Origin of the sequence: Bradyrhizobium sp. BEA-2-5 (assembly GCF_032918025.1) — a bacterium.
GTDB classification, from domain to species: domain Bacteria; phylum Pseudomonadota; class Alphaproteobacteria; order Rhizobiales; family Xanthobacteraceae; genus Bradyrhizobium; species Bradyrhizobium pachyrhizi.
Map to the genome: position 1 here is coordinate 2,572,531 of NZ_CP136629.1, position 25,237 is coordinate 2,597,767.

A 25,237-nucleotide genomic window follows, 5' to 3' on the forward strand; every position below is an offset into this window, starting at 1 on the left:
CGCTACCGGCAATTGGCGTTGCCGGCGTCGGTGACGGTCAGGAACGTGATGGTTGCCGGTGCGAAGACGATCGTTCCGGCGACTGTCGCATTGCCGTCCAGCGCGGGGATGCGATCAGAGGCTCCAAGCAAAAGCGTCGCGCCATTGAGCTGGACGTTGCCGTCGGCAGGCTTTTCGCTCGCGAGCGTGTAACGTTGCGAGGCGGCTGACAGCGTGAGCTTGTGCCGCATCCGCCGATCATTGTTGATGACGAGCAGGGCCACTCCATCGGGCATGTCGCGCGCGCAATGCGCATAGACATGGAAGCCGTGACGCTCCGCGATACCGGCATCCAGCACGGTGGTGCCCATCAACCGCCGCCACAGCAGCGCAGCCCAATAATTCGGCCGCGGCAGATGCGTGCGCTCGTCCAGCAGCCCATAGTCGCTCGCGGCAAGCGTGTTATGCATCACCACCTGAACGCCGGCCTTGGCCAGCCATCCGAGTTGATCGAGGTAACGGAACGTATCGGTGAACGTCGCGGCCAGGCGATTGCCGCCGCACGCGGTCTCGGCCGTCTCGGTCACCCAGATCGGCTTGCCCGGTGCAAGCTGGTCGCGCAGCGTCTCGTAGAGGGCGAGGCTGTTGCCGGTTCGCGCCAACCATTCGTCCGACAATGCCTGCCTTGCCCTGCGATCACCGCCGCATCGCGCCGACAGCGCGCCATAGTGATGGTAGGAGACCGCGTCGATGCCTGCCGCTGATGCGGCGAAAAGCGCTTGGGCCTCAGCGCCGGCGCCGATCGTGCCGGGGCCGAGGATCGTCACGTCGGGCGCGGTGTCCTTCATGAAGCCGCGGAACGCTGCAAAATCCCGGCCGTAGGCCGCGGCATCGTAGCCGTCAGGGGCACTGCCGATGGCCGGCAGATCGGGCTCATTCATGAACTCGGCCGCGGCGATACGCCCGCCAGCAGATCGCGTGAAAGCGAGAAGTTGCCGGGCCTGCTCGGGACTCCATTGCCCCGCAGCGTCACGCGCGCCCGCGCTGATCGCAAAGGACGTGACGATGGGAGCGTCGACGGCGCGCGAGAACTCGATCACGTCCCGCCATTGCCGTCGCGTCAGCACGCCGTTGAAGCCGGCTGGCGGTGCAGCCGGTGGCGTCTCGGAATCCGAAAAAAACGTGCTGTTGGCCCAGGTCCCGCTGACGCGCAGATAGGCGGGAGAGAGCGCGGCGGCGAGCTTGTGCAGCCTGCCATCGTGCAGGTCGATCGGAGCGCGAGCTGCGAACCGCTCCGTTTCTGCTCGCCGGCGCGTGGCGGCGGTTGCGTAGCGCTTCCAGAACCGTCCGCCGGTCACCTCGACCATCTCGATGTTGTAGGACTGAAAGCGCGGGTCGATGGTCGCGACGCGCGGCAGGGTCGCGACATTCAGGGCGAACTCTGCCGCGGCCGCCTTCGTATGCGCGAAGGTTGCCATCGCCGAGACGGCGACGAGGCATCGAAGCGGATAAGCCCAGCGGTCGCGCACGGGTCCTCGCGGCGTTCCGGATTGTGGCGTTCAGGATGCCGCCGCGGCTTGCTTGAATCAATGCGGGAACGGGCCTTGCGGCTCGTTCGCGATACGATCCCAAAGCGCGCGGATCGTGTCCTTCATGACCAGCGCGTCCTGCCAGCGGTCGGACAGTTCCCTGCCGTCGGGCCCGGTGATGGCATAGGGCGGGGGACCGAGCTCGCACAGGAAGGTCAGGGTGGCGTCGGGACCGGCACGTTTCCGCCACGAGCGGATACCGTAGTCCCACCAACCCATGAACAGCGACTCCCAGCCCTGGTGTTGCGGAAAGCCGAGCGAGATCTGCACCTGCTCGCGGCTCGCGATACGGCCATGGATGCCCCAGGCATTGTCGAGGATGCGATGGATCATCGCATGGTTGACGTCGTCGACCGGCCAGGCGAATTCGCGGCCGACCAGATAATGCGAGAGATCGGCGGTGAGCCGCAGATCGGGAAAGCAGTCGAGCAGGTCGAGCATGAAGAACAGGTCGGTCGTCATGCGGTCGCGATGGGTCTCGACATGCACGGCAACGCCGGCCTCCGCGGCAAGCCGCCGCCAGCCTTCGAGCAGCGGAATGCAATCTGCGAGCCGGCGCGGCCGAACGTCCGGCTGCAGGTTGACATGATCGGCGCCGAGCCGGGCGACCAGCTCGAGCACCGGTTTCAGGTCGTCGACCGTCCTCGGGTAGCATTGCGCCTGCCAGATCATGCCATGCGCGCGAAGGAAGCTCGTCACCTCGCGCGCAAAGACAGGATCGATGAAGCGCACGCCGGCGCCGTCAAACCCGGCATCGCGGATCATCGCGAGCTGGGTTTGCAGCGGCCATTCGCCCTCATCCGCCAGCCGCCGCTCCATCGCCCAGAGCGACTGCAGGACACGCAGTTGCTGCGCCACCGATCAGGCCCGCGCCGGGATCGCCGTGGGCAGCTCGGCATGTTCGCCTTCGTCGGCGGCGATGTTCTCCTGGTAGGTCTCGGGCCCGATCCAGATCGCAACGACGGTGCAGGCGGACAGGAACATCGCGTAGCAGGCGACCGGCCACCAGGTGCCATAGGCTGCGACCAGCGCGGTGGCGACGAACGGCGCCGGACCACCCGACAGCAGCGAGCCGAGCTCGCGGGCGAAGGCAAAGCCCGCGAAGCGGCGTTGCGGCGGGAACAGCTCGGCGAAATACGCCGCCTGCGGCCCGAACATCGCCGCCGTTACCACCGCGCGCGCCAGGATGAAGGCGAGCGCGATCATGATCCATTCCTTGGTGCCGACCATCCAGAAGAACGGGAAGGCGAGCGCCACGCCGGCCAGCGCGCCGAACATGTAGACCGGCCGCCGTCCGATCCGGTCAGACAATGCCGCGAAGCCGAGGATCGCAAACAGTTCGACCGTGAATGCCAGCATCAGCGCGCTGAGCGCCTCCGCCTTGGGCACGCCGAGCGTGGTGATCACGTAGCTCAGCCCAAACACCGGGAAGAAATAGCCGAGCCCGTTCTCGGCCATGCGGGCGCCGAGCACGACGAAGAAGTTGCGCGGATGCCGGCGCAACGCTTCCATCGCCGGATTGCTTTCGACCTTGCCGCGCGCGACCACCGCCTCGGTGTAAACCGGCGTCTCGGTGATGCGCATGCGGACGAAGATGCCGACGACGATCAGCAGGAAGCTCGCCAGGAAAGGCAGGCGCCAGCCCCAGCTCATCAAATCCTCGCGCGGCAGCATGGTGACCAGCGCAAAGGCGGCGGCCGCAAGCAGGTTGCCGACGGAGACGCCGAGCGGCGCGAAGCCGCCCCAGAAGCCGCGATGCTTCGGCGGTGCGTTCTCGACCAGATAGATCACCGCGCCGCCATACTCGGCGCCGGCGCCGAGACCCTGGATGACGCGCATCGCGACCAGGAGGATCGGCGCCCAGATCCCGATCTGCCCATAAGTCGGCAGGAAGCCGATCGCGGTGGTGCCGATGCCGATCATCAGGAGTGTGGAGACCAGCACCGGCTTGCGGCCATAGCGATCGCCGAGGATGCCGAACAAAAGGCCGCCGAACGGCCGCACCACGAAGCCGACGCCGAAAGTCAGGAACGACAGCAGCGTGCCGACCACCGGATCGCTCTTCGGAAAGAACAGCTCGCCGAACACCAGCGCCGCTGCGGTGCCGTAGAGGAAGAAGTCGTACCATTCGAGCGCGGAGCCGATGCTTGCGGCCAGGATCACACGCAGGCGCGATGTGCGAGCGCCATCTCTTGCCATCTCGGTCATTCGTTTCCCCGTTGTTTTGGTTTTTATGGTCGTTTTGATCGGGCACGATCTCCGCAGTTGTCGCGGCGGATCGTGCTCGTGAAAGCGGCAATGCCCGCGGCCTGGCCGCGGGCATTGTGGTCGGTCTTAAGCGGCGCGCGTGAAGTAGGATTTCTTCGATGCCGACTGGGTCTCGTAGATCGATCCCTGTCGCTTGGCCGGCGGCAGTGGCATCCGCACCGGCACGTCGGTGAGCCGCGGCGCGACCACTGGAGGGCCCGCCAGCAGGCGGCTGTTGAATTCGTCGAAGTCCTTGACGCCCATCAGCGGCCAGGCGTCGCTGGCGGCCACTTCATAGAGCAGCAGGTTGCGCGGCCGGTTCGACGTGTTGGTCGCCGAGCCGTGCAGCGCGCGCACGTGATGGAACGACATGCTGCCGGCCTTGCCCATGCAGGGCACCGCGCGCTTGATGTCGTCCTGGATCTGGTCCGGATCGATCAGGCCCGCGAAGTGGCCGTCCTCGCCGTGATGATCCCACATCGTGGCGCCGGTGTGCGATCCCGGCGTCACCAGCATCGGGCCGTTCTCGATGTCGCAATCGTCGAGCAGCACGCCGATCGCGAGGATGTCGTCATTGGTATGCGGATAGAATGCCCAGTCCTGATGCCACTCGACCGGCGAGCCGTATTGCGCTGACTTCATGTTGAGCTTGGAGCCGTGCAGGCGAAGGCCGGGGCCGATCAGCTTGGTGAGGATCGAGATCACGGCGGGGCTGCGCACGATCTCGTCGAAGATCGGATGCACCTTGTGCGGCGCCTTGATGCGGCGGACGCGCGGATTGTCAGGCGAATGGCCCGGCTCGAGGTCGTAGACGTCGGTGTGCTCGCTCACGCTGGCGGCGCCGGCCACGAGCTCGGCGAGGACCGTGCGCACCTTGCCTAAGGTCTCCTGGTTGAGCACCTCGGGGACCACGATCACCCCGTCGCGCTTGTAAGCCTGGGCCTGTTCGTCCGAAATCATGCCGTTTCTCCCTTTTTGTTTCATGTTAGCGCTAACATGAGGTGATGCTAGCGCTAACATCATGGCTTGGCAACCCGGAATCGTGCAGGCTCCAGCCCATGAGCTCCGAACTGACCGCCCCCGGGACCGGCCCGGCCGGTGCCGCGCCCACCCTTTCAGAGGTGGCCAAGCGCGCCGGCGTCTCCTCGATCACGGTGAGCCGGGTGGTGCGGATGCCCGACCTGGTCGCCCCGGAGACCCGGGCGCGGGTCGAGCGGGCGATGCGCGATCTCGGCTATGTCCCGAACCTGGTGGCGGGCGCGCTGGCGAGCGCGCGGACCAATTCGGTCGGCGTGCTGGTGCCGACCATCGCCAACTCGATCTTCGCCGACACGGTGCAGGGCCTGTCCGACAAGCTCGAGCCGCTCGGCTTCTCCGTGATCCTGGCGCAGTCGCGCTATGATGCGGCACGCGAGGACCGCATGCTGGCGGCGCTGTTGTCGCGGCGGCCCGAGGCGATCATCATGGTCGGCTCGCCGGCGACCGAGGAGGGCAGCCGCCTGCTGCGCAATGCGCGCATTCCGATCGTCGAGACCTGGGATCTGCCGGCAAACCCGATCGACGCGGTCGCGGGCTTCGACAATTACAAGGCCGGTGTCGCCGTCGCGAAGCATCTGGTCGCGCAGGGCCGCAAGCAGCTCGCCTTCATCGGCGGCGACGATCCGCGCGGCACGCGCCGCTGGTTCGGCTTCAGGGACGAGGCGCTGGCCAGCGGCCTTGCCGAGCCGCGCCGGTTGATCCTGGACCGCAAGGATTCCGGCAGCGTGGCGGCGCACGCACGCCTGCCCGGTGTCGACGCGGTGTTCGCCGCCAACGATGCGCATGCGATCGGCTTCATGTCCGGGCTGCGCAAGGCTGGGCTGCTGCGCGACGGGCCTGCATCGGCGCAACCGGTCGCCGTGATCGGGCTTGGCGATCTCGAAATGGGCCAGTTGATCTCGCCGACGCTGAGCACGATCAGCGTGCATGGCGACGCGATCGGCCGCACCGCGGCGACGCTGACGCTGGAGCGCGGCGGCGAGCGCCGCGTCGATCTCGGCTTCGAGCTGGTGCTGCGCGACAGCGGCTAGCGCGCCTCGTCCATGGTGCGGGCGGAGGTGCTCGCTTCTTTCCGCGCTTTCACCTTGCCGCGACCCCGGAGTCAACCGCCTCGAGCAAGCTCACGAGGCCCCGCAGGATGGCGATCGGCGAAGGCGGGCAACCCGGAATGTGGAGATCGACCGGAATAACCGCGGAGACCCCGCCAACCACGGCGTAGCTGCCGGCGAAGCATCCGCCATCCCTGGCGCAATCGCCCGCAGCGACGACCCATTTGGGATCCGGCGTCGCACGGTAGGTGCGCTCCAGCGCCTCGCGCATGTTCTTCGTGACCGGACCCGTGACCAGCAGCACGTCGGCGTGACGGGGCGAGGCGACGAACCGGATTCCAAACCGTTCGACGTCGTAATACGGATTGCTTAACGCGTGTATTTCCAGCTCGCATCCGTTGCAGGAGCCTGCATCAACCTCGCGGATCGAGAGGCTGCGGCCGAGGCGTCGTCGTGCGGTGCGGCCGACCATGGCCGCGAGCTCCGCGAGCGCAGCGTCGTCCGGGCGCGGCGCCTGTTCCGTCAATGGCTGGCGAAACAGGCTCTGGAACAGAAGTTTGCGCATCGCCTCAAACTCTCAGAGATCCTGCCCCGAATAGGAACAGTTGAACGATTTATTGCAGAGCGGGAAGTCGGCAATGATGTTACCTTCGATCGCGGTTTCCAGCAGCGGCCACTGGAACCACGAGGCGTCGCGCAGGTGGCATCGCTCGATCCGATCGCCGTTCAGGCGCAGCCAGGCCAGGATGTCGCCGCGGAAACCTTCGACGAGCGCCATGCCTTCGCAGGGCTCTGCCGCATTGTGCAACGGCACTTGCACCGGGCCGGCCTCGAGGCCGATGAGGATCTGGTACGCCAGCGCAAGACTCTGCTCAACCTCGCGGATCCGGATCCAGACCCGGGCGTTGACGTCGCCGTCGCTGAGGACGGGGACTTCGAAGCGGAGGCCATCATAGGGGAGATAGCCGGGCTTGCGTCGGGCGTCATGGTCGCGGCCACTCGCGCGCCCGACATAGCCCCCGGCGGCGAATTGCCGGGCGAGCGTTGGAGCAACGATGCCCGTGGTGACGGTGCGGTCCTGCAAGGACGCCGTGTTGTCATAGAGCTCGATCAGCGCCGGGAAATGCCGGCGGATCTGGTCGAGCGCGGCCCGGATCGCGTCGGCTCCATCGCCGGCGATATCGCGCGCGACGCCGCCGGGCACGACAAGGTCGCGCATCAGGCGGTGGCCGAATGCAGCGTCGGCCGCGCGCAGCACGGATTCGCGTAGCACGGCGCAATGCGCCTGCATCAGCGCAAACGACGCGTCGTTGCAGATCGCGCCGATATCGCCGAGATGATTGGCCAGCCGCTCGAGTTCGGCCATCAGCGCGCGCAGCAACAGCGCGCGTGGCGGCACGGCAATCCGCTGCGCGGCCTCGACGGCTTGCGCGAACGCCAGCCCATAGGCGACCGTGCTGTCGCCGGAGACCCGGCCGGCGAGCCGCGCGGCCTGCTCGATCGTGCTCCCCGCCATCAGCCCTTCGACGCCCTTGTGGGTGTAGCCGAGCCGCTGCTCGAGGCGGACCACCGTCTCTCCGCTCGCGGTAAAGCGGAAATGCCCTGGCTCGATGATGCCGGCATGCACCGGACCGACGGCGATCTGATGCAGGCTGTCCCCCTCGGCCGAAAGGAATTGATAAGGCGCTGCGTCCACCGATGCATCGAGACGTTCGCCGAGCGGGAAGCGCGTTTGCCAACGGCCGTGGTCGAGCCAGGGGCGGGAATCCGGTATGCCCATGGCCTGCAATCCGAAGAGGTCATGCAACGTGCGCTCCAATCGAAGCGCCGGCGGATGATGGGCCGCAACCGAAGGAAATTGGCGATCGGGACAATCCAGGCTGATCACGCCGATATCGGACGTGCGCTCGTCGAGGACGGCCATGTGCACGCGCGATGGCTCACCCCACAGCCCGAGCAGGCTCAGGCCGCCATCCGCAAATGCGTGAGCTGTGGTGCGCCAGGTATCGCCGTCCACCACGGCGCGCGGCCATGGATGATGCCGTTCGATCCTGTGGCCCGCCCGGATCAGATCGATCAACCTCGGCATATCCCGTTCTCCCTCGCGCTAACCCAGCAGGTTGGCGACGTGCTGGAACCAGACGACCAGCGGTCCCGGAAGGTAGATGCCCGCAGTCAGCACCAGCGCGAAATGCGCGAACATCGGCAAATAGGACGCATCCGCCGGCGCGGCATTGCCGCGCGGCTCGCCGAACGCAAGGCTGGTCAGGCGCAGGATCAGCGCGCCGAAGGCGAGCAGCAGGCCGAACACCAGCGGGATGGCGAGCAGCGGCTGGCGCGCGAAGGTGGAGCTGACGATGAGAAATTCGCTCATGAAGATACCGAGCGGCGGCAGGCCGGCGATCGCGACCACGCCGATCACGAGAACTCCAGCCGAGCGCCGGATGCGACTCGGTCAGGCCGCGAATGTTGGCGATCCGCTGCGTGCCCTTCACCTGCGCAATGTGGCCGACCGCGTAGAAGATTCCCGACTTGGTGAGGCTGTGCATCACCATGTGCAGCAGGCCGGCAAAGTTGGCGAGCGGGCCGCCCATGCCGAAGGCGAAGACGATGATGCCCATATGCTCGATCGAGGAATAGGCGAACATCCGCTTGATGTCGCGGCGCCGGTACAGCATCAGCGCCGCGAAGATCACCGAGATCAGGCCCATGGTCACCATCAGCGGGCCCGGCGATATCGCATCCGGATTGGCGGCGAGCAGGATCTTGAAGCGCAGCAGCGCATAGAGCGCGACATTGAGCAGCAGACCGGACAGCACCGCCGAAATCGGCGTAGGGCCCTCGGCATGCGCATCCGGCAGCCAGGCGTGCAGCGGCGCGAGGCCGACCTTGGTGCCGTAGCCCAGCAAGAGGAAAACGAAGGCGACGTTGAGCAACGCCGGATCGAACGTCGCCGCACGCCTGATCAGCACCGTCCACACCATGCCGTCCAGCCCCTCGCCCACCGCGGGGCGCGCCGCCATATAGACCAGGATCGTGCCGAACAGCGCGAGCGCGATGCCGACGCTACCGAGGATGAAGTATTTCCAGGCGGCTTCCAGCGCCTCATGGGTGCGGTAGATGCCGACCATCAGCACGGTCGTCAGCGTCGCCACCTCGACCGCGACCCACATCAGGCCGATATTGTTGGACACGAATGCGAGGTTCATGCCGAACATCATCACCTGATACATGGCATGGTAAAATCGCAGATAGCCCGGCGTCAGCCGTCCGGTCTCGAGCTCATGGGCGATATAGCTCGCGCTGAACACGCTCGTGGTGAATCCCACGAAGGTGTTGAGCACGATGAAGACGATGTTGAGATCGTCGATCAGCAGGTACTGGCCGGGTTGCGGGCGCTCGACCACGAGCAGCGAAAGCGCTGCCAGCAAGGTGCCGAGACTGGCCACGATGTTGAGACCCGCGGTCAACCGGTAGCCGGGCAGCGCGGCCAGCACCGCCGCGGCGGTGATCGGTATCAAAAGAACCCAGGTGACGGCATCCGACGCGACAGTCACCGGCGCTCCCCCCTGAATTCATCGAGCGCGCCGACGTCGACGGTGTCAAAACGCTCGCGGATGCGGAACAGGAATATCCCGATCACGATGAAAGCGATCAGCACCGAGAAGGCGACGCTGATCTCGACCACCAGCGGCATGCCCTTGGCTCCGGTTGCCGCCAGCACCAGCCCGTTCTCCAGCGACATGAAGCCGACGACCTGGCTCACGGCGTTGCGTCGCGTAACCATGATCAGGAGCCCCAGCAGCACCACCGACAGCGCGAAGGCAAGGTCCTCGCGCGCCAGCGGATCGGCCGCGCCGGTGACGCGCAGCATCAGCACCATGGACAGGGCGACGAGCCCCATGCCCGCAAGCATGGTCGGACCGATGCTCACCGCGGTCTCGATATCGCGATGAATGCCGAGCTGCTTGATGATCCGATGCAAAGCCACCGGGATGACGATCGCCTTGAAGACCAGTGCGATGGCCGCGGTCACGTAGAGATGCGGCGCATTCTGGATAAAGGCCTGCCAGGCGACGGAAGCTGCGAGCACCACGGCATGAAGTGCGAAGATGTTCAGCAGCGCATACAGGCGGTCCTGGTACAGCATCATGAAGCTGATCAGCACGAGCCCGCCGGCGAGCAGATGGGCGATGTCGAAGGCGAGGTTATGCATCAGAAGCCCCGTGACACGAACCGAAGCAGCGTGCCGAGCAGGCCGAGCATCAGCGCCGCGCCCAAGAACTCCGGAATCCGGAACACGCGCATCTTGGCGATCGCGGTCTCGAACACGGCAAGCAGGAAGCTCGCGACCGCAAGCTTGAGGATGTAGGCGGCAACGCTCGCCAGATAGGACAGCGGCCCGGCGCCTTCCGTGGTGATCTGCCACGGGAAGAACACGCAGATGATCAGGGAGATGTAGAGCAGCAGCTTGAGGAAGGCGCCGAACTCGATCATGGCGAGGTGACGCCCGGAATATTCGAGGATCATCGCCTCGTGCACCATGGTCAGCTCCAGATGCGTCGCCGGGTTGTCGACCGGGATGCGGGCGTTTTCGGCGAGCGCCACCATGATGAGGGCGATCATCGCCATGCCGAGCGAGACGCGCAGTCCGACTTCGGACGACGCCATGAAGGTCGCGACCGTCGATAACTGGGTCGAGCCGGCAATCAGCGCGACGCAGAACACCATCATCAGCATCGCGGGCTCGGCGAGGGAGGCGATCATTACCTCACGGCTGGAGCCGATGCCGCCGAAGGCGGTTCCGACGTCCATGCCGGCGAGCGCCTGGAAGAAACGGGCGCTGCCGAGCAGCGCGACGATCGCGATCAGGTCAGCACTCCAGTTGAATTGCAGCCCGGTCGCAAAGGTCGGGACCAGCGCCGCCGCGACCCAGATGGCAGCGAACGTCACATAGGGCGTGACGCGGAACAGCCAGGATGCGTTGTCCGCGAGCACGACGTCCTTGCGCATCAGGCGAATCAGGTCGCGGTAGGGCTGGAAGATCGACGGTCCCTTCCGCCGCAACAGGCGGGCCTTGATCCTGCGCACGACGCCGGTCAGCAGCGGCGCGAGCAGCAGCACAAGCGTCATCTGACCCAACTGAACGAGGATGTCCGAGATCACGACCATATCGCGAGTGCCAGCAGCAATGTGACGAGGGTTGCGAAGACCAGGCTGAGATAGCGGCGGATGGTCAGGAACTGGAGCTGGTTCAGCCGGTCGGCGAAAAACCACACCACCTCAGTCACGGGTGTGTAGAGCCGCTCCCAGATCAGATCGTGCATATCGACCTTGAGGCGGGCCGGCCGCATCTCGCCCGGCGCGGGCATGTCGACATGCTCGCGGGCCTGGAACACCAGCGTGCCGAACACGCGCCGGATCGGCTGCACGAAGCTCACGCCGGAATACTGCGCTGCCGGTGTCGGATCGGCGAAGCCGCAACCCCAGGCCGGTCCGCGCCGGATCGCGCGCGACGCAAAGCGATGGATAAAATACGCCGCGAGCGACGCCGCGGCGGTGATGAAAGCAAAGACGAGCAATCCGTTGTAGGAACTGCGGCTCTCCGCAATCGGAACGATCGAGAGCCAGGCGTCGTCCAGCTGAACCGGCATCCGGTGGCCGATCACGGCCTGCGCAACCGGCGAAAGCGCGTCAATCACCAGGCCCGGCACAATGCCGGCGAGGAAGCAGAGTGCGGCGAGGCTGAACATCGCGGCGAGCGACCAGCGATCGACCTCGCGGGCGGCTTCTGCGGCCGGGCTCCGCGCGCGGCCGAGGAACGTGACGCCGAAAGCCTTGACGAAGCATGCAGCGGCGAGCGCGGCGGCCAGCGCCAGCAAGGCGCCGACCGCGGGCACCATGATCTTCAGCAGCCATTGCGGCAAATCGGGGCTCTGCAGGACGGCCTGAAACATCAGCCATTCCGAAACGAAGCCGTTGAACGGCGGCAATGCCGAGATCGCGGCGCAGCCGACCAGCATCGCGAACGCCGTCTTCGGCATGCGATGGATCAGGCCGCCGAGCTTCTCCATGTCGCGCTCGCCGGTCGCTCCCAGCACCGCGCCGGCGCCGAAGAACAACAGGCTCTTGAACAACGAATGGTTCAGAACGTGGAACAATGCGGCCGTGAAGGCGAGGGCCGCCGCGAGGCCGAGGCCGTTCGCCTGAAATGCCAGCGCAAGGCCGAGGCTTGCGAAGATGACGCCGATGTTCTCGATCGTGCTGTAGGCGAGCAGGCGCTTGAGATCCTTCTCCATCAGCGCGTAGAGGATCCCCATGACGGCGGTGGCGCCGCCGAGGATGAGAACCGCGACACCCGCCGACCAGCTTGGCGGCCCGAGCAGATCGAATACGATCCGGATGAATCCGTAGATCGCAACCTTCGTCATCACGCCGCTCATCAGCGCCGAGACATGGCTCGGCGCGGCGGGATGAGCCAGCGGCAGCCACACGTGCAACGGGATCAGGCCGGCTTTCGACCCGGCGCCGAGCAGCATCAGCGCGAGCACCAGTGCGGCTTCGGACGGGGTGTGCTGAGCAGCGCGGATGGCCGCAAAGCTGTAGCTGCCGCCGGCTCCCGCCAGCAGGCCGAAGGCAAGCAACAGAGCCAGCGTTCCGAAGCTTGCCATCACGAGATAGACGTAGCCTGCGCGGGCGTTATCCGCGTCACGGTGATGCGCCATGACGAGCGCCCACGACGCGAGCGACATGAATTCCCAGCACAAGAGGTAGGTGAACGCATCGTCGGCGAGCACGACGAGATTCATGCCGGCCAGGAACGCCGGGAAAAAGGGAAGGATGCGCTGCGGCGCGGATTCGTGGCTGCCGTAGCCGAGGCCATAAAGACTTGCGGCCGCACCGCCGAGATTGACCACGACGAGAAAGAATGCGGCGAGCGCGTCAAGGCGAAAATGCGATCCCAGCCAGGGCAAGCCGATCGGCAGAGCCAGTTCTGTCGCGCTGGTACGGGAGATGAGCGCGAGCAGGGCCCCGGCCAAGGCGACCAGCGAAATCGAAAAGGTCGTGCCGTAGACGATGGCTGTCGATTGGCGCGATCTGCTCGCTGCAATCGCGAGAGCGGTCGTTCCCAGCAGGGCGGCTACACACCAGATCTGCTGAGTGACCGCCGGGATCATGTCTGCACCGTCGGTGAGCCTGATCCGGCCTTCAATCGCACCCCGCGGCCGCCGCCGTTGCTGACGGCACCCTCATTGATGACCTCGACGCCGGCTGTGCCGAGCGCGTCGATCAGTTTCACGAGCGAGTCGACGTTGCCGCGAATGGTACCTTCGCTCGCCTCCATCCGCTGGATGGTTGGCACCGAAAGTCCGGACAGCTCGGCGAGCTGCCGTTGGTCGATGCCGAGCAAGGCTCTGGCCGCTCGTAGCTGCGCCGCGGTGATCATCGATTAATGGCCGTCGATGTGAGAGTCGCGTCAATTTGGATGTCATTTATACACACCAAGTAATGATGTTACAAGTACAACAAATGATGTTTTATACATCGTTCCAATGTGCGGTCCTCAACGCGAGCGGTATCCGCGCGCCGACGAGGCTTCGCTGATGTGCACTCAGTCGGAGATTTTTCGATAGACCGCCGCGGCGTGGCGCAGCAGCCGGCTCTTGCGCTTCCGCTCGTGGACGCGCTGGTGCTTGGCCTTGCGCTCGTGGGCGCGTTGCGCGGGTGCATCGGCGCTCTCGAGCAGCCCGCGACGGACCTCGTCATCGTTCAATTCGCCGAGCAATTGCTGTCCCTTGCGCAGATGCTTCAGGATGATCCGCCATGACGCGTATTCGTCGGGGGGCAAGCCGCCCTCCGAGAACTCGATCGCGTAACGCAGCCGCTTGCTGGCGAGACGGACGCGGTGGCGCTTGTTCTTGCCCATGCCTTGCAGCCCGCGGCTCTTCTGGCACAGCTTGCCATGCCATCGCGCCAGCCGCCGCGCGTGAAACACCGCAACCGGCACGGCTCGCCGCTGCGCGGCGCGGGGGTCCTGCCGCGTGGTCCAGGGGCCGCTGCCGACCCAGTCCCACATGCCGTCGAACCATCGCCAGTATCGATCGCTTTGCAACGCCTCCTTGAGCGCCTCGAACGCGTCTGTTCGCGCCGTCTGGAGCATGCCTTCTTCAGGCAGGCCCTTGCTGTTCTCGATCGCGACGTCGAGGTCGCGCGTGGCGCCGAGATGGGCGCTCAGCCATTTCAACTCGGATTTCAGTCGCGTCCATTCGGCGTCCGCCACCATCGGCCCATAGAAGGCGATCGCCGCCTTCAGCCGCGTCAGCGCGATACGGGTCTGGTGCAGCGCGGCGGGATCGCCGGAGCTCATGGCCTCGTGATTGGTCGAGACTTCCTCGAGGCATTCGGACAGGATCAGGCGGAACGCGGTCTCACAACGCATGGCTTCGCTGAGATGGCGTGGCCGCTTCGGGCGGACAACACGCTCCCTGGCCGGACTTGCCGCTAACGTCATGACACTCTCGTGACCCCGCGAGAGCTGCAACGCGGCTCCCGGATGCAAAGATTTCCCGTTTGATCGATGTCGATCAAGCGTTTTCTGCTGGCTGCAGCGCAGCGATGCGGCGACGCGATCAAAATGTCGCATCAATCCGACGGCAGGAGCTCGTTTCGGTCGATATCCCGGCTGAAACTTTCCGGGGAACATCAAGGTTTCGAAGCCGCGGCAAAGGGAGGGTGGAGTTCGCCGCAGCGCCGGATATTTCGTGCACGAAATATCTTGATATTTCGCATACGAAATATATAACGGCGTTATGAAAGCGGAACACCGGCTGATCTTTCTCCTGACCGTGGGCTATCGCCGGTTGCAGCGCGCCATCGAGCAGGAGACGGCCATCCACGATCTGACGTCGGCCCAGGCCGGCGTGCTGTTCTTTCTCGGGCGCAATGACGGCGCGCTGATCGGCGACGTCTCGCAGGCGCTCGACATCGTGCCGTCGGCGATGAGCGGCCTCGCCGACCGGATGGAACGTGCAGGTCTCGTGAAGCGCCGGCGCGATGGCGAGGACGGGCGCAGCCAGCGGCTCCATCTGACCGCGGCGGGGCAGGAACTCGGCAAGCGCGCCGCAACGCGGACCAGGGCGATCAATAGCCGCCTGATGGACGGCTTCTCGGACGCGGAGATCGAGGTGGTGTCGCGCTGGCTGACCAGCCTGCAAGACAAGTTTCCGAAAGACAAAGACAGCTAGAGCGTCTTCAAGCGAAGTGGCTACCGGTTGGCGTGAAGAAGGCGCGTCAAACACGAACCGAGCAACAGGAGTGAAGCATGAGTGAAGTGGTCGTAGTGCTGGACGGTGGCGTCCTCACCGTGACGATGGCGCGCCCGGACAAGAAGAACGCGATCACCAACGCGATGTATGGCGCGATGGCCGATGCGCTCGAGCGCGCGGAGGGCGATGCTGCGATCCGCGCCGTGCTGTTGCAGGGCGACGGCGACAGCTTTACCGCAGGCAACGATCTCGCCGATTTCGCGGCGGTGTCGCGCGGCGTGCAGGGCGAGCGCCACGTGACGCGCTTCCTCGCCGGGCTAGCCAAGGCGACGCGGCCGCTGGTTGCCGCCGTGCAGGGCAATGCGGTCGGCATCGGCACCACCATGCTGCTGCATTGCGACCTCGTTTACCTCGCGCCGACCGCGCGGCTGATCACGCCGTTCGTCAATCTGGCGCTGGTGCCGGAGGCGGCCTCGACCTATCTGCTGCCGCAGCGCATCGGCTATGCGCGGGCCTATGCGATGTTCGCGCTCGGCGAACCGGTCGAGGCGGAGACGGCGGTCTCGATCGGCCTCGCCAACGCGGTCGTGCCGCTCGCGGACCTGCGCGCCAAGGCGCGCGCGGCGGCGGACGCGCTGGCGAAGCGGCCGTTCGGCTCGCTCCAGCACACCAAGGCGCTGATGCGCGACCCCGCCAGGATCAGCGCGCAGATGGCGCGCGAGGGCGAGATCTTCCAGGAACGGCTGATGAGCGCGGAAGCACGCGAGGCCTTTGCCGCCTTTGCCGAGCGCCGCCAGCCCGATTTCTCCAAGATTACCGGCTAGGCCCGAAGCGTGGGCCGCGACGCAAGGGCGGCCCCATTTGCTTTGGGGTTGACGGCCTCGCCGGCTTCGAACATCTCCTGTCGGGGCATAGCGCAACCCGGCGAGGCGAGGCATGAGCGACAGTCACACGCTGCGCGGCGATGGAATCGCCGCGACCATTTCGGCGCAGGGCGCCGAATTGTCGTCGCTCAGAAATGCCGACGGGACCGAACTGTTGTGGCAGGCCGGCCCGCAATGGCCGCGTCATGCGCCCATCCTGTTCCCGATCGTCGGCCGATTGAAGAACGATACGCTGCGCCACAACGGCACGACCTATCCGATGACGCAGCACGGCTTTGCGCGGGATCGCCGCTTTGCCTGGGTGGAGCAAGGGCACCGATCCTGCAAGCTTGCGCTCACCGACGATACGGAGACGCGTGCGCGCTATCCCTTCGCGTTCAGGCTCGAGGTCACCTATACCATTGATGGCGCCGATCTCGATGTCGCCTTCGACATCGTCAACACCGGCAAGGAGACATTGCCCGCGTCGCTCGGCGGTCATCCCGCCTTCAATTGGCCGCTCCTTCCGGGGGGGCGGAAGGAAGCCTACGCGCTGACCTTCGCGAAGGATGAGCCGGCGCCGATCCGGCGGCTTGAGGGCGGGCTGATGCGGCAGCAAGCCGAGCCGAGTCCGATCAGGGGCAGGGTGCTGGCGTTGTCCGAGCAATTGTTCGACGACGATGCCATGATCCTCGATCAGGTTGCGAGCGCGTGGGTCCGCTTTGCAGCCGGTCGGGGACCCGCGATCGAGCTGTCCTGGCGCGGCTTTCGCGAACTTGGCATCTGGTCGAAGGTCGGCGGCGCGGCGTTCCTCTGCATCGAGTCGTGGCACGGTTTCGCCAGCCCGGTCGAATTCGACGGCGAGTTCACCGACAAGCCCGGCCTGATGCACATTGCACCGGGCGCGCGGCAGTCACTGGGCTATCGCATTCGCGTGAGCTGACGAAGAGCAGGTCAATGTGCGCGGGGGCTGAGCGCACTGGTGATCGCGCCGACCGATGGCGGGTTCTCGTTCGCCCAGGCCTCGTGTGCGGCCAGGTCGCGGTAATGGTCGGCCATGCGAAGCAGCCGCTCGCGGATGCCGGCATCTTCCTCGCCCTTGGCCTGATCGGTCAATTGCGCGGCGCGTTCGAGAAGCGTTTTCGGATCGATCACGACAAGCTCCAAATCCGGTTTTCGCCAAGCGGACAACTGTTACAGGCAAGCACAGTTCCTGCCATGGTTTGATGACAGCGCATTCAGAGCTGGAACAAGCCGAGTCCCGCCATCACATCGCGCTTGGTGCTCTCGGTGATCTCCCGGGCTTTCAGGGTTCCGCGTCTGATCACGTCAGCGACATGGTCGCGATCGCCCGCCAGCTCGGCGCGCCGGGTCCGGATCGGTGCGATCAGGGCTTGCAGGATGTCCTCGAGCCGCCGCTTGACGGCTGCGTCGCCGAGACCGCCACGCCGATAGCGCGCCTTCAATTCCTCGACGGCGTGGCGATCGTCGTCGAACGCGTCGAGATAGAGGAAGACGACATTGCCCTCGATCTTGCCGGGGTCGCCGACGCGCAGATGATCGGGATCGGTGAACATCGCACGCACCGCGGCCGAGATGTCCTTGGGCGAGGCCGAGAGAGCAATCGCATTGCCGGCGGATTTGCTCATCTTGGCGCGCCCGTCGACGCCCGGCAGCCGTCCCGCGCGTGGTATGACGGCCACGGCCTCCTGCAGGATCGCACGGCCGGCGAGTGCGTTGACGCGCCTGATGATCTCGTTGGTCTGCTCGATCAGGGGAGCCTGGTCCTCGCCGACCGGCACGACGGTGGCCCGAAACGCGGTGATGTCGGCGGCTTGCGCCACCGGGTAGCACAGGAAGCCCGCCGGGATGTCGCGTCCGAATCCGCGGGCGCGGATCTCGTCCTTGATGGTGGGATTGCGCTCCAGCCGCGCGACGGTGACGAGATTGAGATAGAGCATCGACAATTCCGCAAGCGCCGGAAGTTGCGACTGCAGGCAGATCGAGGTCCGTTCGGGATCGATGCCGACGGCGAGATAATCCAGCGCGACCTCGACGACGTTGCCGCGGACCTTGCCGATGTCGTGCGCATTGTCGGTCAGCGCCTGCATGTCGGCGAGCAGCAGGTATTGCTCATGGCTGTCCTGAAACGCGAGGCGGCTTCGAAGCGAGCCGACGTAATGGCCGAGATGCAGCGGCCCGGTGGTGCGGTCGCCGGTGAGGATGATCGGTTTGGTCACGGCTTATCTCCATTCGGTTGAATGGGGACACCGCATGCGGGCTGGATGAGGTGAAAGAAAAAGGCCGCCCAATGCGGCGGCCCCGAAATGCATGAACGCGTTCGGCCCGCCTGTCAGTCGGCGAGCCACCAGAGATTGGCGATCAGGATCGAGCGGTTCATGGCGTGAGGCGTAAGGCAATCGAGCGAGCCGGTCAAGACGGCATGGCCAGTCATTCTCGCTAGAATCGTGACGGACCATCTGTCGGATCCACACGTTAAGATTTCCATGGATTGGTCCACCCGGCTATGCTCGAGTAATCGCTCCCCGGTGCTCCTCCGAGAACACGTGCGCATAAAGGTTGGCGATCCATTGCTTACCTTCCTGCGTGACCCGCAGATATCGAAGTGCGTCGCCGATATAGGGGCAGACGGCCTTCCAGAAGAAAGCAGGGTACGCTGCACGTAGATCGTCGGGAGTCTGATATCCGAGTTTCTCGCTTGCGCCAGTCTCCTGAAATTCGGCAAACAAGGCTGACGTCTTCCGCAAATAGTCAATGTCGGCCAATTGGCCGATCAAATCCGCGGCACGAAGCAGGCCGGGATAATCTGCCGTACTGGTATGCTCCTCTTTCCCCGGTACCGGAAAGCGCGTGTGCTCGATGTTTGCCTCGATTTCTTTTGTGTCGATGGAGGTCAAGCTCACCTTGCCGAAACGCTCGCGGACGAAGAGCTTGGATCGTGTCACATGATAGGGGGTCAAGGATGCGTCCGTGGCTCCAGCAGATATCCGGACGCGATCACCGTTTTCGTTGCAAACATAAAGTCCGTCCCGGTCGCCTCGACATACCCCGCGTACATAGCCGATGTCGTGGCATAAGAGCGAAATCATGAAATGGAGCCAGTCGCGCGGCCTGACGCCGCCTTCGCTCGTATGCTTCCCGAGTAAAATGTTCTGTCCCACCAACGTCACCATGATGGTGTGGTTCATGTCGTGGTAGGCCGCATCGCTATTGGCGATATTCTCCAACGCGAGGCGCCCAACGAAACCGATGATGTCCGGATAGGCGGGCTCGAGGATTCCGTAGATTTGGCCGTATGTACCTTTAAGTTGATCGACAAACGCTTGGATGACAATTTGAGTTGGGTTGAACATGATCGCCTCCAATGCGCGGATGCTATGCCGGTTTGGGTATTTCGTCACCGGGTTGTTGGTCCCGCGAATTGGGCCGGAGCCTGGGAGCCGGAGGCCCGTCGAGCCCGGTTTTGAGAGCTACCCGGGATGAGGCAAGGCTGAACTGTTGCTGATGGCCCATCGCGATCAATGCACCCGACCGCCAAACTGTCCGCTGTGAGGTGCATGCCGGATTTTGCTGAGACCGGGCGAAACGGTCGCGCTTGACCTGAAGCTGACACGAGAGCCCTAGTTAATGCCCTTCAAAGACTAGCGCGGTCTTTGGGTCCGAACTCGAGCTTGTCGCTCTCGGAGGTCTCCGGTACCGCGAAGAGCATCGGTAGGCTGCGGTACCAAGTTGCCAACCAGGCGATGCCCACCAGAAGTACAATGCCCAAGACACTCACGAGTATCTGGGCAAAAATTCCGCCCGAGACCTGAACAAGTATCCAGTGAGCAGCGAACGATAGGAACCGCCGAAGCAAAACACAGGAGGGAGCGTCGAAATCCGGCAGGGCGGTCCTGGCGCCACCAAAGTCCACGTTGAACCGTCATCAATCCAGCGGGGACTAACCATTCAGCGCGGCTGGTCCAACCGCAAGCGGAAAAGACCGCGAAGCCGCCGCAGCCGAATGCCTTATATGGACCCTCTCCATGCCCGACACCCATGTCCGCGACTCCTCGTGGAAAACCGATCTAATCTGGCACTATTTCCACACCGTCACGACGGTGGCCAAGGCACCCACCGCCTATCGCAAGTTCTACAGCAATCAGGACGCCAGCGACGAATTGGACAACCGCCATCGCGTCTATGAAATGCTGGTGGATGAACAGCTGCACACCCTTCCCGCCCTGGCGGCGACCGCTGACGCGTCGATGGAAAACTACAAGAAGAGCAAGCTGCCGTGGAACCAGAACAATGGCGGTTTCCTCAAGGCAGTTAACAATGAATATTGGTGCGGTTCGATCATCAAGATCGTGTTTGTCCGCTACATGGGCTGGAAAATGGCCGAACCGACGGCGCGCGACCAGGTGAGCGCGGGCCGCGATCCCAGCAAAGCGGTGGATTGGACAATCAAGAATCTCGAAAACAAGGTGCCGGTGAGGGCCTCCCTCGGCGGCGCTCATTATGTGGGCATCGTCGGGCACCGCACATCGGGAGCCGACGGCAAGATCACCGAGTTCCTGTGCCTCGACCCATGGGCCTACGGCATCGACGGGGGCAATCGGGACATGAAATATGCCGGTACAAAGACCGCCTTTCTCGGGATCAGCAAACGCGACGGCGCGATATGGACCTACAGCAATAAGGCCGTCGCCTTCGTCGAACGGCCATCCTAGGAAACCATATCTGGCCAGGGGCGCCGGAACGTCGGCCAGGACCCGGACGCAGACGTTCCGAGGATGTCCGACTGGTCTCTATGCGCTCCGCCTGACCTCAGCAATTATGAGGCTTTCAAGCTCCCTGACGGCTTCTGCTTCAGTAATGCCGCTAACAAGCGCCACTTCTCCTGACAGGCGTTCGACTGCCGCAGCGTACAGTTGTCGTTCGCTGTAGCTCTGCTCGGCATTGACCGCGGGCCGATACAGATCGCGCATGACCTCCGCGATAGCGATAATATTGCCCGAATTGATCTTGCTTTCGTATTCTTGGGCAAGCCGGGACCAATTACCCCGCGCTTTGTGCGGCGCCTGCCCCAGAATTCGTCGCATGTGCTCGATGGAAACGGGATCGGACAGTTGGCGCATTCCGACGTTTGCCGCCTTCCTCGTCGGAACGCGTAGCGTCATCTTGCTCTTCGCGAAATAGACGACAAAGCACTCGAGGCAAGCCCCCGCCATTGTCTGTTCCTCAATCGCTACAATTTGGCCGACGCCGTGCGCAGGGTATACGATCAAGTCCGTTGCTCTAAATCCAAAGCGTGTCTCGCCGTCCTGGCCCTTATTCGTTTCATCGGCGGAGGTCGCTGATGCTGAATGTGTGTGGTTCGAATAACTAGATCTGGTCTGATTATCGAAATTCATTTCGCGAAGCTCCATGGCTTCTGGAATGGGCTCGTGCCAATTCCAGCTCTAATCAATCAGCGTCTGAAACAAACTGCCGGGCTGGAAATGATTCATGTTGCCCGATCTGATCCCTAACCAATAAGCCGTGAGCGCGCGCGCCGCCACGAGAATGACGGCTCCAATTTCTATTCCCTTCAATCGCTGTGGCTTCTTGGCAACGTGTTCCCACTCGGCGAAATCAATCGTTCCGTGCCGATGAAACGAACACTTGCCAAACCCAGAGACGCGATCTCTCATGCCTCGATCAGCTCACTCATTCGTACCGCAGGCGCGATGATGCCGCGACCGCTTGGGGTCAAAAGCCGCCGATAGCGACCGAACCCATGGATTCCCGGTTCACTTCGGAGAGCCGTCATTCCCGTTGGTCATCCAAAGACCGTCAGCTATGGGCCAATTGCGACATTCAAACTGAAATCAGTCCTACGGAATCTCACGATTTTTGGCTGCGCCGCGTTGCCGCTTTGGAATAAGCCGTGACGCGGTCGAGCAAGGCTCCGGCTTTGATCAGGTCCGAGCGCTCGCTGGCCGTGAGGCATGCATCCATGGCTTCGGTGAGCCAGTGCTCGCCGCGGGCGCGGCTGTCATCGAGAAATCGCTGCCCGGCTGAACTAAGCCGGAGCCTGACTTTGCGCCGGTCCTTGGTGTCCGGCGTCCGCACGATCAGCTTGCGCGCTTCGAGGGAGCGCAGCGCTGCAGCAAGATTTGAAGAGCGCATGCCTTCGTCAGCCGCGAGCACCGAAGGTGTGGCCAACTCGCCGTGGCGGTCGATCGCACCCAGCACGAGCAACCGCGCCCAGGATCGATCGTCCGCGGTGGCTTCACGACGCAGCCGGCGGGAAGCGTCCATCAACTGTTTTCGCAGTTGCGTGATGTCGCGGTTCCGGCGTTGAATTTTCATATTGCTACTATCAAATAGCTATTGACGGATAGCAATAGAGGCCATGAGCGATCTGTTGAATGCTTCCGTGCAGGAGGACTGCTGCGCTGGCCGCCTCCGGCAATCGTGACGATCGCAGCCCACCTCATCATCCAAAATCAGTTGAGGAGATCACGATGACGTCCAAAACCCTGAGAAAGATGATCGAGGAAAAGCCGTTTGTGACCTGTCCCGGTGTCTTCGATCTGGTCTCCGCCAAGCTCGCCGATCGCACCAAGGCCGACGCCCTCTACATGACAGGCTATGGGGTCGCGGCGTCCTACCTCGGACTGCCTGATGCCGGTCTAGCGACCTATTCGCAGATGCTAGATCGCGTGCAGGTTATCGCCCAAACCGTGCGCAAGCCGCTGATCGCCGATGGCGATACCGGTTACGGTGGTCTGCTGAATGTTCATCATACGGTCCGCGGCTACGAGAAGGCTGGAGCCGCAGCGATCCAGCTTGAAGATCAGCAGAGCCCTAAGAAATGCGGGCATACGCCGAACCGGCACGTGATCTCTGCCAAGGAGATGGTCAACAAGTTGACCGTCGCGAACGATGCCCGCTCGTCGAAAGATTTCCTAATCATCGCGCGCACGGACGCTCGCACGCAACTTGGTCTCGATGAAGCGATCCGCCGCGGCGAAGCCTATGCTAAAGCCGGGGCCGACATTATTTTCATCGAGAGTCCGGAATCGGAAGCGGAGATGCGAAAGATCGGAATGGCTTTGGGCGTGCCGCTGGTCTCGAACCAACTGCACGGGGGTCGGACCCCCATTCTCAGTCAGGATAAACTTAGGGAAATCGGCTACCGGATGGCTATTTATCCGACGGCGGGCCTGCTCGCTACCGCTTATGCTCTGAACAACGTCTATAGTGCGCTGGCCGAAGACAAGCCGGTGCAGGAGCCGCTCTATGACTTCAACGTGTTCAGCTCGTTGATTGGTTTTCAGGAGGTGTGGGCTTTCGAGGAAAAATACGCCTCATCGGAAGCGGATTGAGCCGCGCCGTGACCGACACATCTGGAAGTCAGCCGGAAGTCTATGACCGCACGACGATCACGCTGCACTGGGCGACCGCAATTCTCGTCGCGATCCAGTTTCTGATCGGTAGGACAACTAACCTTCTGCAGCGGGGCCCGCTTCGGGTCGACATCTGGTCCGTGCATGTCCTGTTTGGTTTTGCGTTCGCGAGCGTAGTGATCTTCGGAATGTTCTGGCGCGCCACACGCGGCCGTAGATTGCCGCCGATTAACCGCGGCGTCCTCCATGTGACGGCAGTGGCAATGCACCGGCTGATCGATCTGCTGCTCGTGATCATGGTCGCACTAGGTATCGCCAATGTGTTTGCGCACGGTTTCCCACTGTTCAATATTCTGCACTTTCCGAAATTCGGCGGTGACGAATTCATGCGTAGCGTCAATGCGTGGCACGGATTGATCGCAAATATCATCGTCGTTGTGGCACTGCTTCATTCCGCGGCCGCGCTTTTCCACCGCTATGTGATCAAGGACGGTGTTTTGCGCAGGATGTGGCCAACCCTGATTGAGCGGTGAGCCCGATGACGGCGATTTGGCCGTCTCGAACCGCCGTGCCGCGCGCCCGGGGCGGGCGGCGGGGTTGGACAAAGAGTGACTTTCAGTTCGGCAATGGGTCACGAACGACAAAACTCAAAGTGACCATGACGCGTCCGCTTTCGGGCGCATCGTCGCCAAAGCATTCCTTGGCCGGGCATGTTGCCTTGCGGTCGAGAAGGGTGCATGGGCCAACATCCCGCCACGATGCAACTGAGCCTATCCGCTTCAGCCTGTATCTCTATCGCGCCCGGAACTTGGTCGAGCGCTTCTTCAACAAGATCAAGAACTGCCGCCGGGTTGCGACGCGCTAGGACAAGCTCGCCGCCAACTACCTTGCCTTCGTTCAACTCGCGTCGATCAGGCTATGGCTGCGCGCTGATGAGCCCGCGTCCTAATTGAACGCCATGCCACCGCTCATCGCGATGGTCTGTCCGGTCATGTAGGGATTGTTGACCAGCAGCATCACGGCCTGTGCCACCTCTTCCGCTGTGCCGAAGCGGCCGACCGGGATCCGGCTGACGAGCTCGCTCTGTCCCCTCATCATGTCGGTTTCGATCAGCGACGGCGCCACTGCGTTGACGGTGATACCCTCCTTCACCAGCCGCGCGGCATAGCCTCGCGTGAGGCCTTCCATGCCGGCCTTGGACGCATTGTAGTGCGGGCCGATCGAGCCGGCGCCGCGCGCCGCACCCGAGGAGATGTTGACGATGCGGCCCCACTTCCTAGATCGCATCGACGGCAGCACGGCCTGCGTGCACAGGAAGGCGGATTTCAGGTTGACCAGGATGGTACGGTCGAAATCGTCTTCGGTGAGATCGTCGATGCCGCGCGTGATGGCGATGCCGGCATTGTTGACGAGGATGTCGATCGGCCCGAGCCCGGCCGTGACGCGCTCGACCATTGCGGCCACGGCGGCAGCTTCCGAGACGTCGGCGGCGATCGCGACGGCGCGGCCGCCGGCGGCGGTGATGCCCTTTGCCAGCGTCTCCGCCTCGGCCGAGCGCTCGCGATAATTGATGGCGACGGCGGCGCCGGCATCCGCCAGCATCTTGACGATCGCAGCACCAATGCCGCGCGATCCGCCGGTCACCAGTGCCACATGTCCGTGCAGACTGCTTGTTGTCATCAAAGTCACCCTGTTCGATGTACCCTCGCAGGCTCGCAAACGGGAAGGCGCGGCGCAATGCAACTCTGCTCAAATCTGCGTTGGAGGCCGCAGCGCGGCGAAAAACCGGCTTCCGGGGCCGGAATCGGC

General features: G+C 63.8%; 26 protein-coding genes and 2 pseudogenes. 8 read left to right on the forward strand and 20 right to left on the reverse strand.

Annotated features, from left to right (window positions below; translation table 11 throughout):
- Positions 1-2: 2 nt before the first annotated feature.
- The 4 genes from RX327_RS12040 to RX327_RS12055 form a co-directional block, all read right to left on the reverse strand.
- A complete protein-coding gene (locus RX327_RS12040; RefSeq protein ID WP_317250362.1) occupies positions 3-1,508 on the reverse strand; it encodes a hypothetical protein in 1,506 nt (501 codons plus the stop codon).
- A 57-nt stretch (positions 1,509-1,565) separates the two neighbouring features.
- Complete coding sequence (locus tag RX327_RS12045; RefSeq protein WP_050387812.1) at positions 1,566-2,426, reverse strand: sugar phosphate isomerase/epimerase family protein; 861 nt, start codon at positions 2,424-2,426, stop codon at positions 1,566-1,568.
- 3 nt (positions 2,427-2,429) lie between these two features.
- Positions 2,430-3,776 (reverse strand): MFS transporter, encoded by a 1,347-nt coding sequence (locus RX327_RS12050; RefSeq protein ID WP_028334464.1) that lies wholly within the window; start codon positions 3,774-3,776, stop codon positions 2,430-2,432.
- A 126-nt stretch (positions 3,777-3,902) separates the two neighbouring features.
- A complete protein-coding gene (locus RX327_RS12055) occupies positions 3,903-4,775 on the reverse strand; it encodes a phytanoyl-CoA dioxygenase family protein (RefSeq protein WP_028334463.1) in 873 nt (290 codons plus the stop codon).
- 98 nt (positions 4,776-4,873) lie between these two features.
- Between RX327_RS12055 and RX327_RS12060 the strand changes: the two genes are divergently transcribed.
- A complete protein-coding gene (locus RX327_RS12060; protein WP_050387811.1) occupies positions 4,874-5,884 on the forward strand; it encodes a LacI family DNA-binding transcriptional regulator in 1,011 nt (336 codons plus the stop codon).
- 49 nt (positions 5,885-5,933) lie between these two features.
- On the opposite strand, the gene RX327_RS12065 is transcribed toward RX327_RS12060, so the two are convergent.
- The 8 genes and pseudogenes from RX327_RS12065 to RX327_RS12100 form a co-directional block, all read right to left on the reverse strand.
- On the reverse strand, positions 5,934-6,467 hold the full coding sequence (locus RX327_RS12065; RefSeq protein WP_050387810.1) for an NADH-quinone oxidoreductase subunit B family protein: 534 nt from the start codon (positions 6,465-6,467) through the stop codon (positions 5,934-5,936).
- A gap of 12 nt (positions 6,468-6,479) precedes the next feature.
- Positions 6,480-7,991, reverse strand: coding sequence for an NADH-quinone oxidoreductase subunit C (locus RX327_RS12070; RefSeq protein WP_317250363.1), 1,512 nt, complete (start codon positions 7,989-7,991; stop codon positions 6,480-6,482).
- Positions 7,992-8,009: 18 nt separating this feature from the next.
- Positions 8,010-9,459: pseudogene (locus RX327_RS12075) on the reverse strand (hydrogenase 4 subunit F).
- Positions 9,456-10,118: a hydrogenase-4 component E gene (locus tag RX327_RS12080; RefSeq protein WP_317250364.1), complete on the reverse strand. Its 663-nt coding sequence runs from the start codon at positions 10,116-10,118 to the stop codon at positions 9,456-9,458. Before RX327_RS12080 ends, RX327_RS12075 begins: the two are co-directional and overlap by 4 nt.
- Positions 10,118-11,074, reverse strand: coding sequence for a respiratory chain complex I subunit 1 family protein (locus RX327_RS12085; protein WP_317250365.1), 957 nt, complete (start codon positions 11,072-11,074; stop codon positions 10,118-10,120). The genes RX327_RS12080 and RX327_RS12085 overlap by 1 nt, the downstream gene beginning before the upstream one ends.
- Positions 11,065-13,080 (reverse strand): hydrogenase 4 subunit B, encoded by a 2,016-nt coding sequence (gene hyfB, locus RX327_RS12090; RefSeq protein ID WP_317250366.1) that lies wholly within the window; start codon positions 13,078-13,080, stop codon positions 11,065-11,067. The genes RX327_RS12085 and hyfB overlap by 10 nt, the downstream gene beginning before the upstream one ends.
- Complete coding sequence (locus RX327_RS12095; RefSeq protein WP_038377518.1) at positions 13,077-13,349, reverse strand: helix-turn-helix domain-containing protein; 273 nt, start codon at positions 13,347-13,349, stop codon at positions 13,077-13,079. The genes hyfB and RX327_RS12095 overlap by 4 nt, the downstream gene beginning before the upstream one ends.
- Before the next feature lie 165 nt (positions 13,350-13,514).
- Positions 13,515-14,414, reverse strand: a complete 900-nt coding sequence (locus tag RX327_RS12100; protein ID WP_244482658.1) for a CHAD domain-containing protein — start codon at positions 14,412-14,414, stop codon at positions 13,515-13,517.
- A 298-nt stretch (positions 14,415-14,712) separates the two neighbouring features.
- Between RX327_RS12100 and RX327_RS12105 the strand changes: the two genes are divergently transcribed.
- The 3 genes from RX327_RS12105 to RX327_RS12115 all read left to right on the forward strand — a co-directional run bounded on the left by RX327_RS12105 (position 14,713) and on the right by RX327_RS12115 (position 16,974).
- On the forward strand, positions 14,713-15,147 hold the full coding sequence (locus RX327_RS12105) for a MarR family winged helix-turn-helix transcriptional regulator (protein ID WP_028334454.1): 435 nt from the start codon (positions 14,713-14,715) through the stop codon (positions 15,145-15,147).
- Positions 15,148-15,224: 77 nt separating this feature from the next.
- Entirely contained in the window at positions 15,225-15,992 is a 768-nt protein-coding gene (locus tag RX327_RS12110) for an enoyl-CoA hydratase-related protein (protein ID WP_050387804.1), read from the forward strand.
- A 112-nt stretch (positions 15,993-16,104) separates the two neighbouring features.
- The gene (locus RX327_RS12115; RefSeq protein ID WP_317250367.1) at positions 16,105-16,974 is read left to right on the forward strand and encodes an aldose 1-epimerase family protein; all 870 of its coding nucleotides are present in this window, start codon (positions 16,105-16,107) and stop codon (positions 16,972-16,974) included.
- 11 nt (positions 16,975-16,985) lie between these two features.
- Here RX327_RS12115 and RX327_RS12120 read toward each other — a convergent pair whose 3' ends face one another.
- From RX327_RS12120 to opgC, 4 genes are all read right to left on the reverse strand, one after another.
- Entirely contained in the window at positions 16,986-17,186 is a 201-nt protein-coding gene (locus RX327_RS12120; protein WP_050387954.1) for a hypothetical protein, read from the reverse strand.
- Positions 17,187-17,269: 83 nt separating this feature from the next.
- Positions 17,270-18,271, reverse strand: a complete 1,002-nt coding sequence (trpS, locus tag RX327_RS12125; protein WP_283090058.1) for a tryptophan--tRNA ligase — start codon at positions 18,269-18,271, stop codon at positions 17,270-17,272.
- A 285-nt stretch (positions 18,272-18,556) separates the two neighbouring features.
- Positions 18,557-19,405 (reverse strand): Npun_R2479 family HD domain-containing metalloprotein, encoded by an 849-nt coding sequence (locus tag RX327_RS12130; RefSeq protein WP_050387953.1) that lies wholly within the window; start codon positions 19,403-19,405, stop codon positions 18,557-18,559.
- A 281-nt stretch (positions 19,406-19,686) separates the two neighbouring features.
- Entirely contained in the window at positions 19,687-19,965 is a 279-nt protein-coding gene (opgC, locus tag RX327_RS12135) for an OpgC domain-containing protein (protein WP_050387801.1), read from the reverse strand.
- Between the two features lie 112 nt (positions 19,966-20,077).
- Here opgC and RX327_RS12140 point away from each other — a divergent pair, with 112 nt between their 5' ends.
- Positions 20,078-20,764: a hypothetical protein gene (locus RX327_RS12140; RefSeq protein ID WP_050387800.1), complete on the forward strand. Its 687-nt coding sequence runs from the start codon at positions 20,078-20,080 to the stop codon at positions 20,762-20,764.
- 78 nt (positions 20,765-20,842) lie between these two features.
- Here RX327_RS12140 and RX327_RS12145 read toward each other — a convergent pair whose 3' ends face one another.
- From RX327_RS12145 to RX327_RS12155, 3 genes are all read right to left on the reverse strand, one after another.
- On the reverse strand, positions 20,843-21,448 hold the full coding sequence (locus RX327_RS12145; RefSeq protein WP_082190838.1) for a CarD family transcriptional regulator: 606 nt from the start codon (positions 21,446-21,448) through the stop codon (positions 20,843-20,845).
- A gap of 48 nt (positions 21,449-21,496) precedes the next feature.
- The gene (locus RX327_RS12150; RefSeq protein WP_050387799.1) at positions 21,497-21,727 is read right to left on the reverse strand and encodes a hypothetical protein; all 231 of its coding nucleotides are present in this window, start codon (positions 21,725-21,727) and stop codon (positions 21,497-21,499) included.
- Between the two features lie 193 nt (positions 21,728-21,920).
- Positions 21,921-22,388 (reverse strand): MarR family winged helix-turn-helix transcriptional regulator, encoded by a 468-nt coding sequence (locus RX327_RS12155; RefSeq protein WP_317250369.1) that lies wholly within the window; start codon positions 22,386-22,388, stop codon positions 21,921-21,923.
- Positions 22,389-22,543: 155 nt separating this feature from the next.
- Here RX327_RS12155 and RX327_RS12160 point away from each other — a divergent pair, with 155 nt between their 5' ends.
- The 3 genes and pseudogenes from RX327_RS12160 to RX327_RS12170 form a co-directional block, all read left to right on the forward strand.
- A complete protein-coding gene (locus RX327_RS12160) occupies positions 22,544-23,407 on the forward strand; it encodes an oxaloacetate decarboxylase (protein WP_050387797.1) in 864 nt (287 codons plus the stop codon).
- A gap of 8 nt (positions 23,408-23,415) precedes the next feature.
- A complete protein-coding gene (locus RX327_RS12165; protein ID WP_160321825.1) occupies positions 23,416-23,961 on the forward strand; it encodes a cytochrome b in 546 nt (181 codons plus the stop codon).
- A 257-nt stretch (positions 23,962-24,218) separates the two neighbouring features.
- A pseudogene (locus tag RX327_RS12170) lies at positions 24,219-24,377 on the forward strand (IS5/IS1182 family transposase); the annotation flags it as partial.
- Here RX327_RS12170 and RX327_RS12175 read toward each other — a convergent pair.
- Positions 24,374-25,108, reverse strand: a complete 735-nt coding sequence (locus tag RX327_RS12175; protein ID WP_317250370.1) for an SDR family NAD(P)-dependent oxidoreductase — start codon at positions 25,106-25,108, stop codon at positions 24,374-24,376. The pseudogene RX327_RS12170 and the gene RX327_RS12175 sit on opposite strands and share 4 nt — an antisense overlap.
- Positions 25,109-25,237 lie beyond the last annotated feature (129 nt).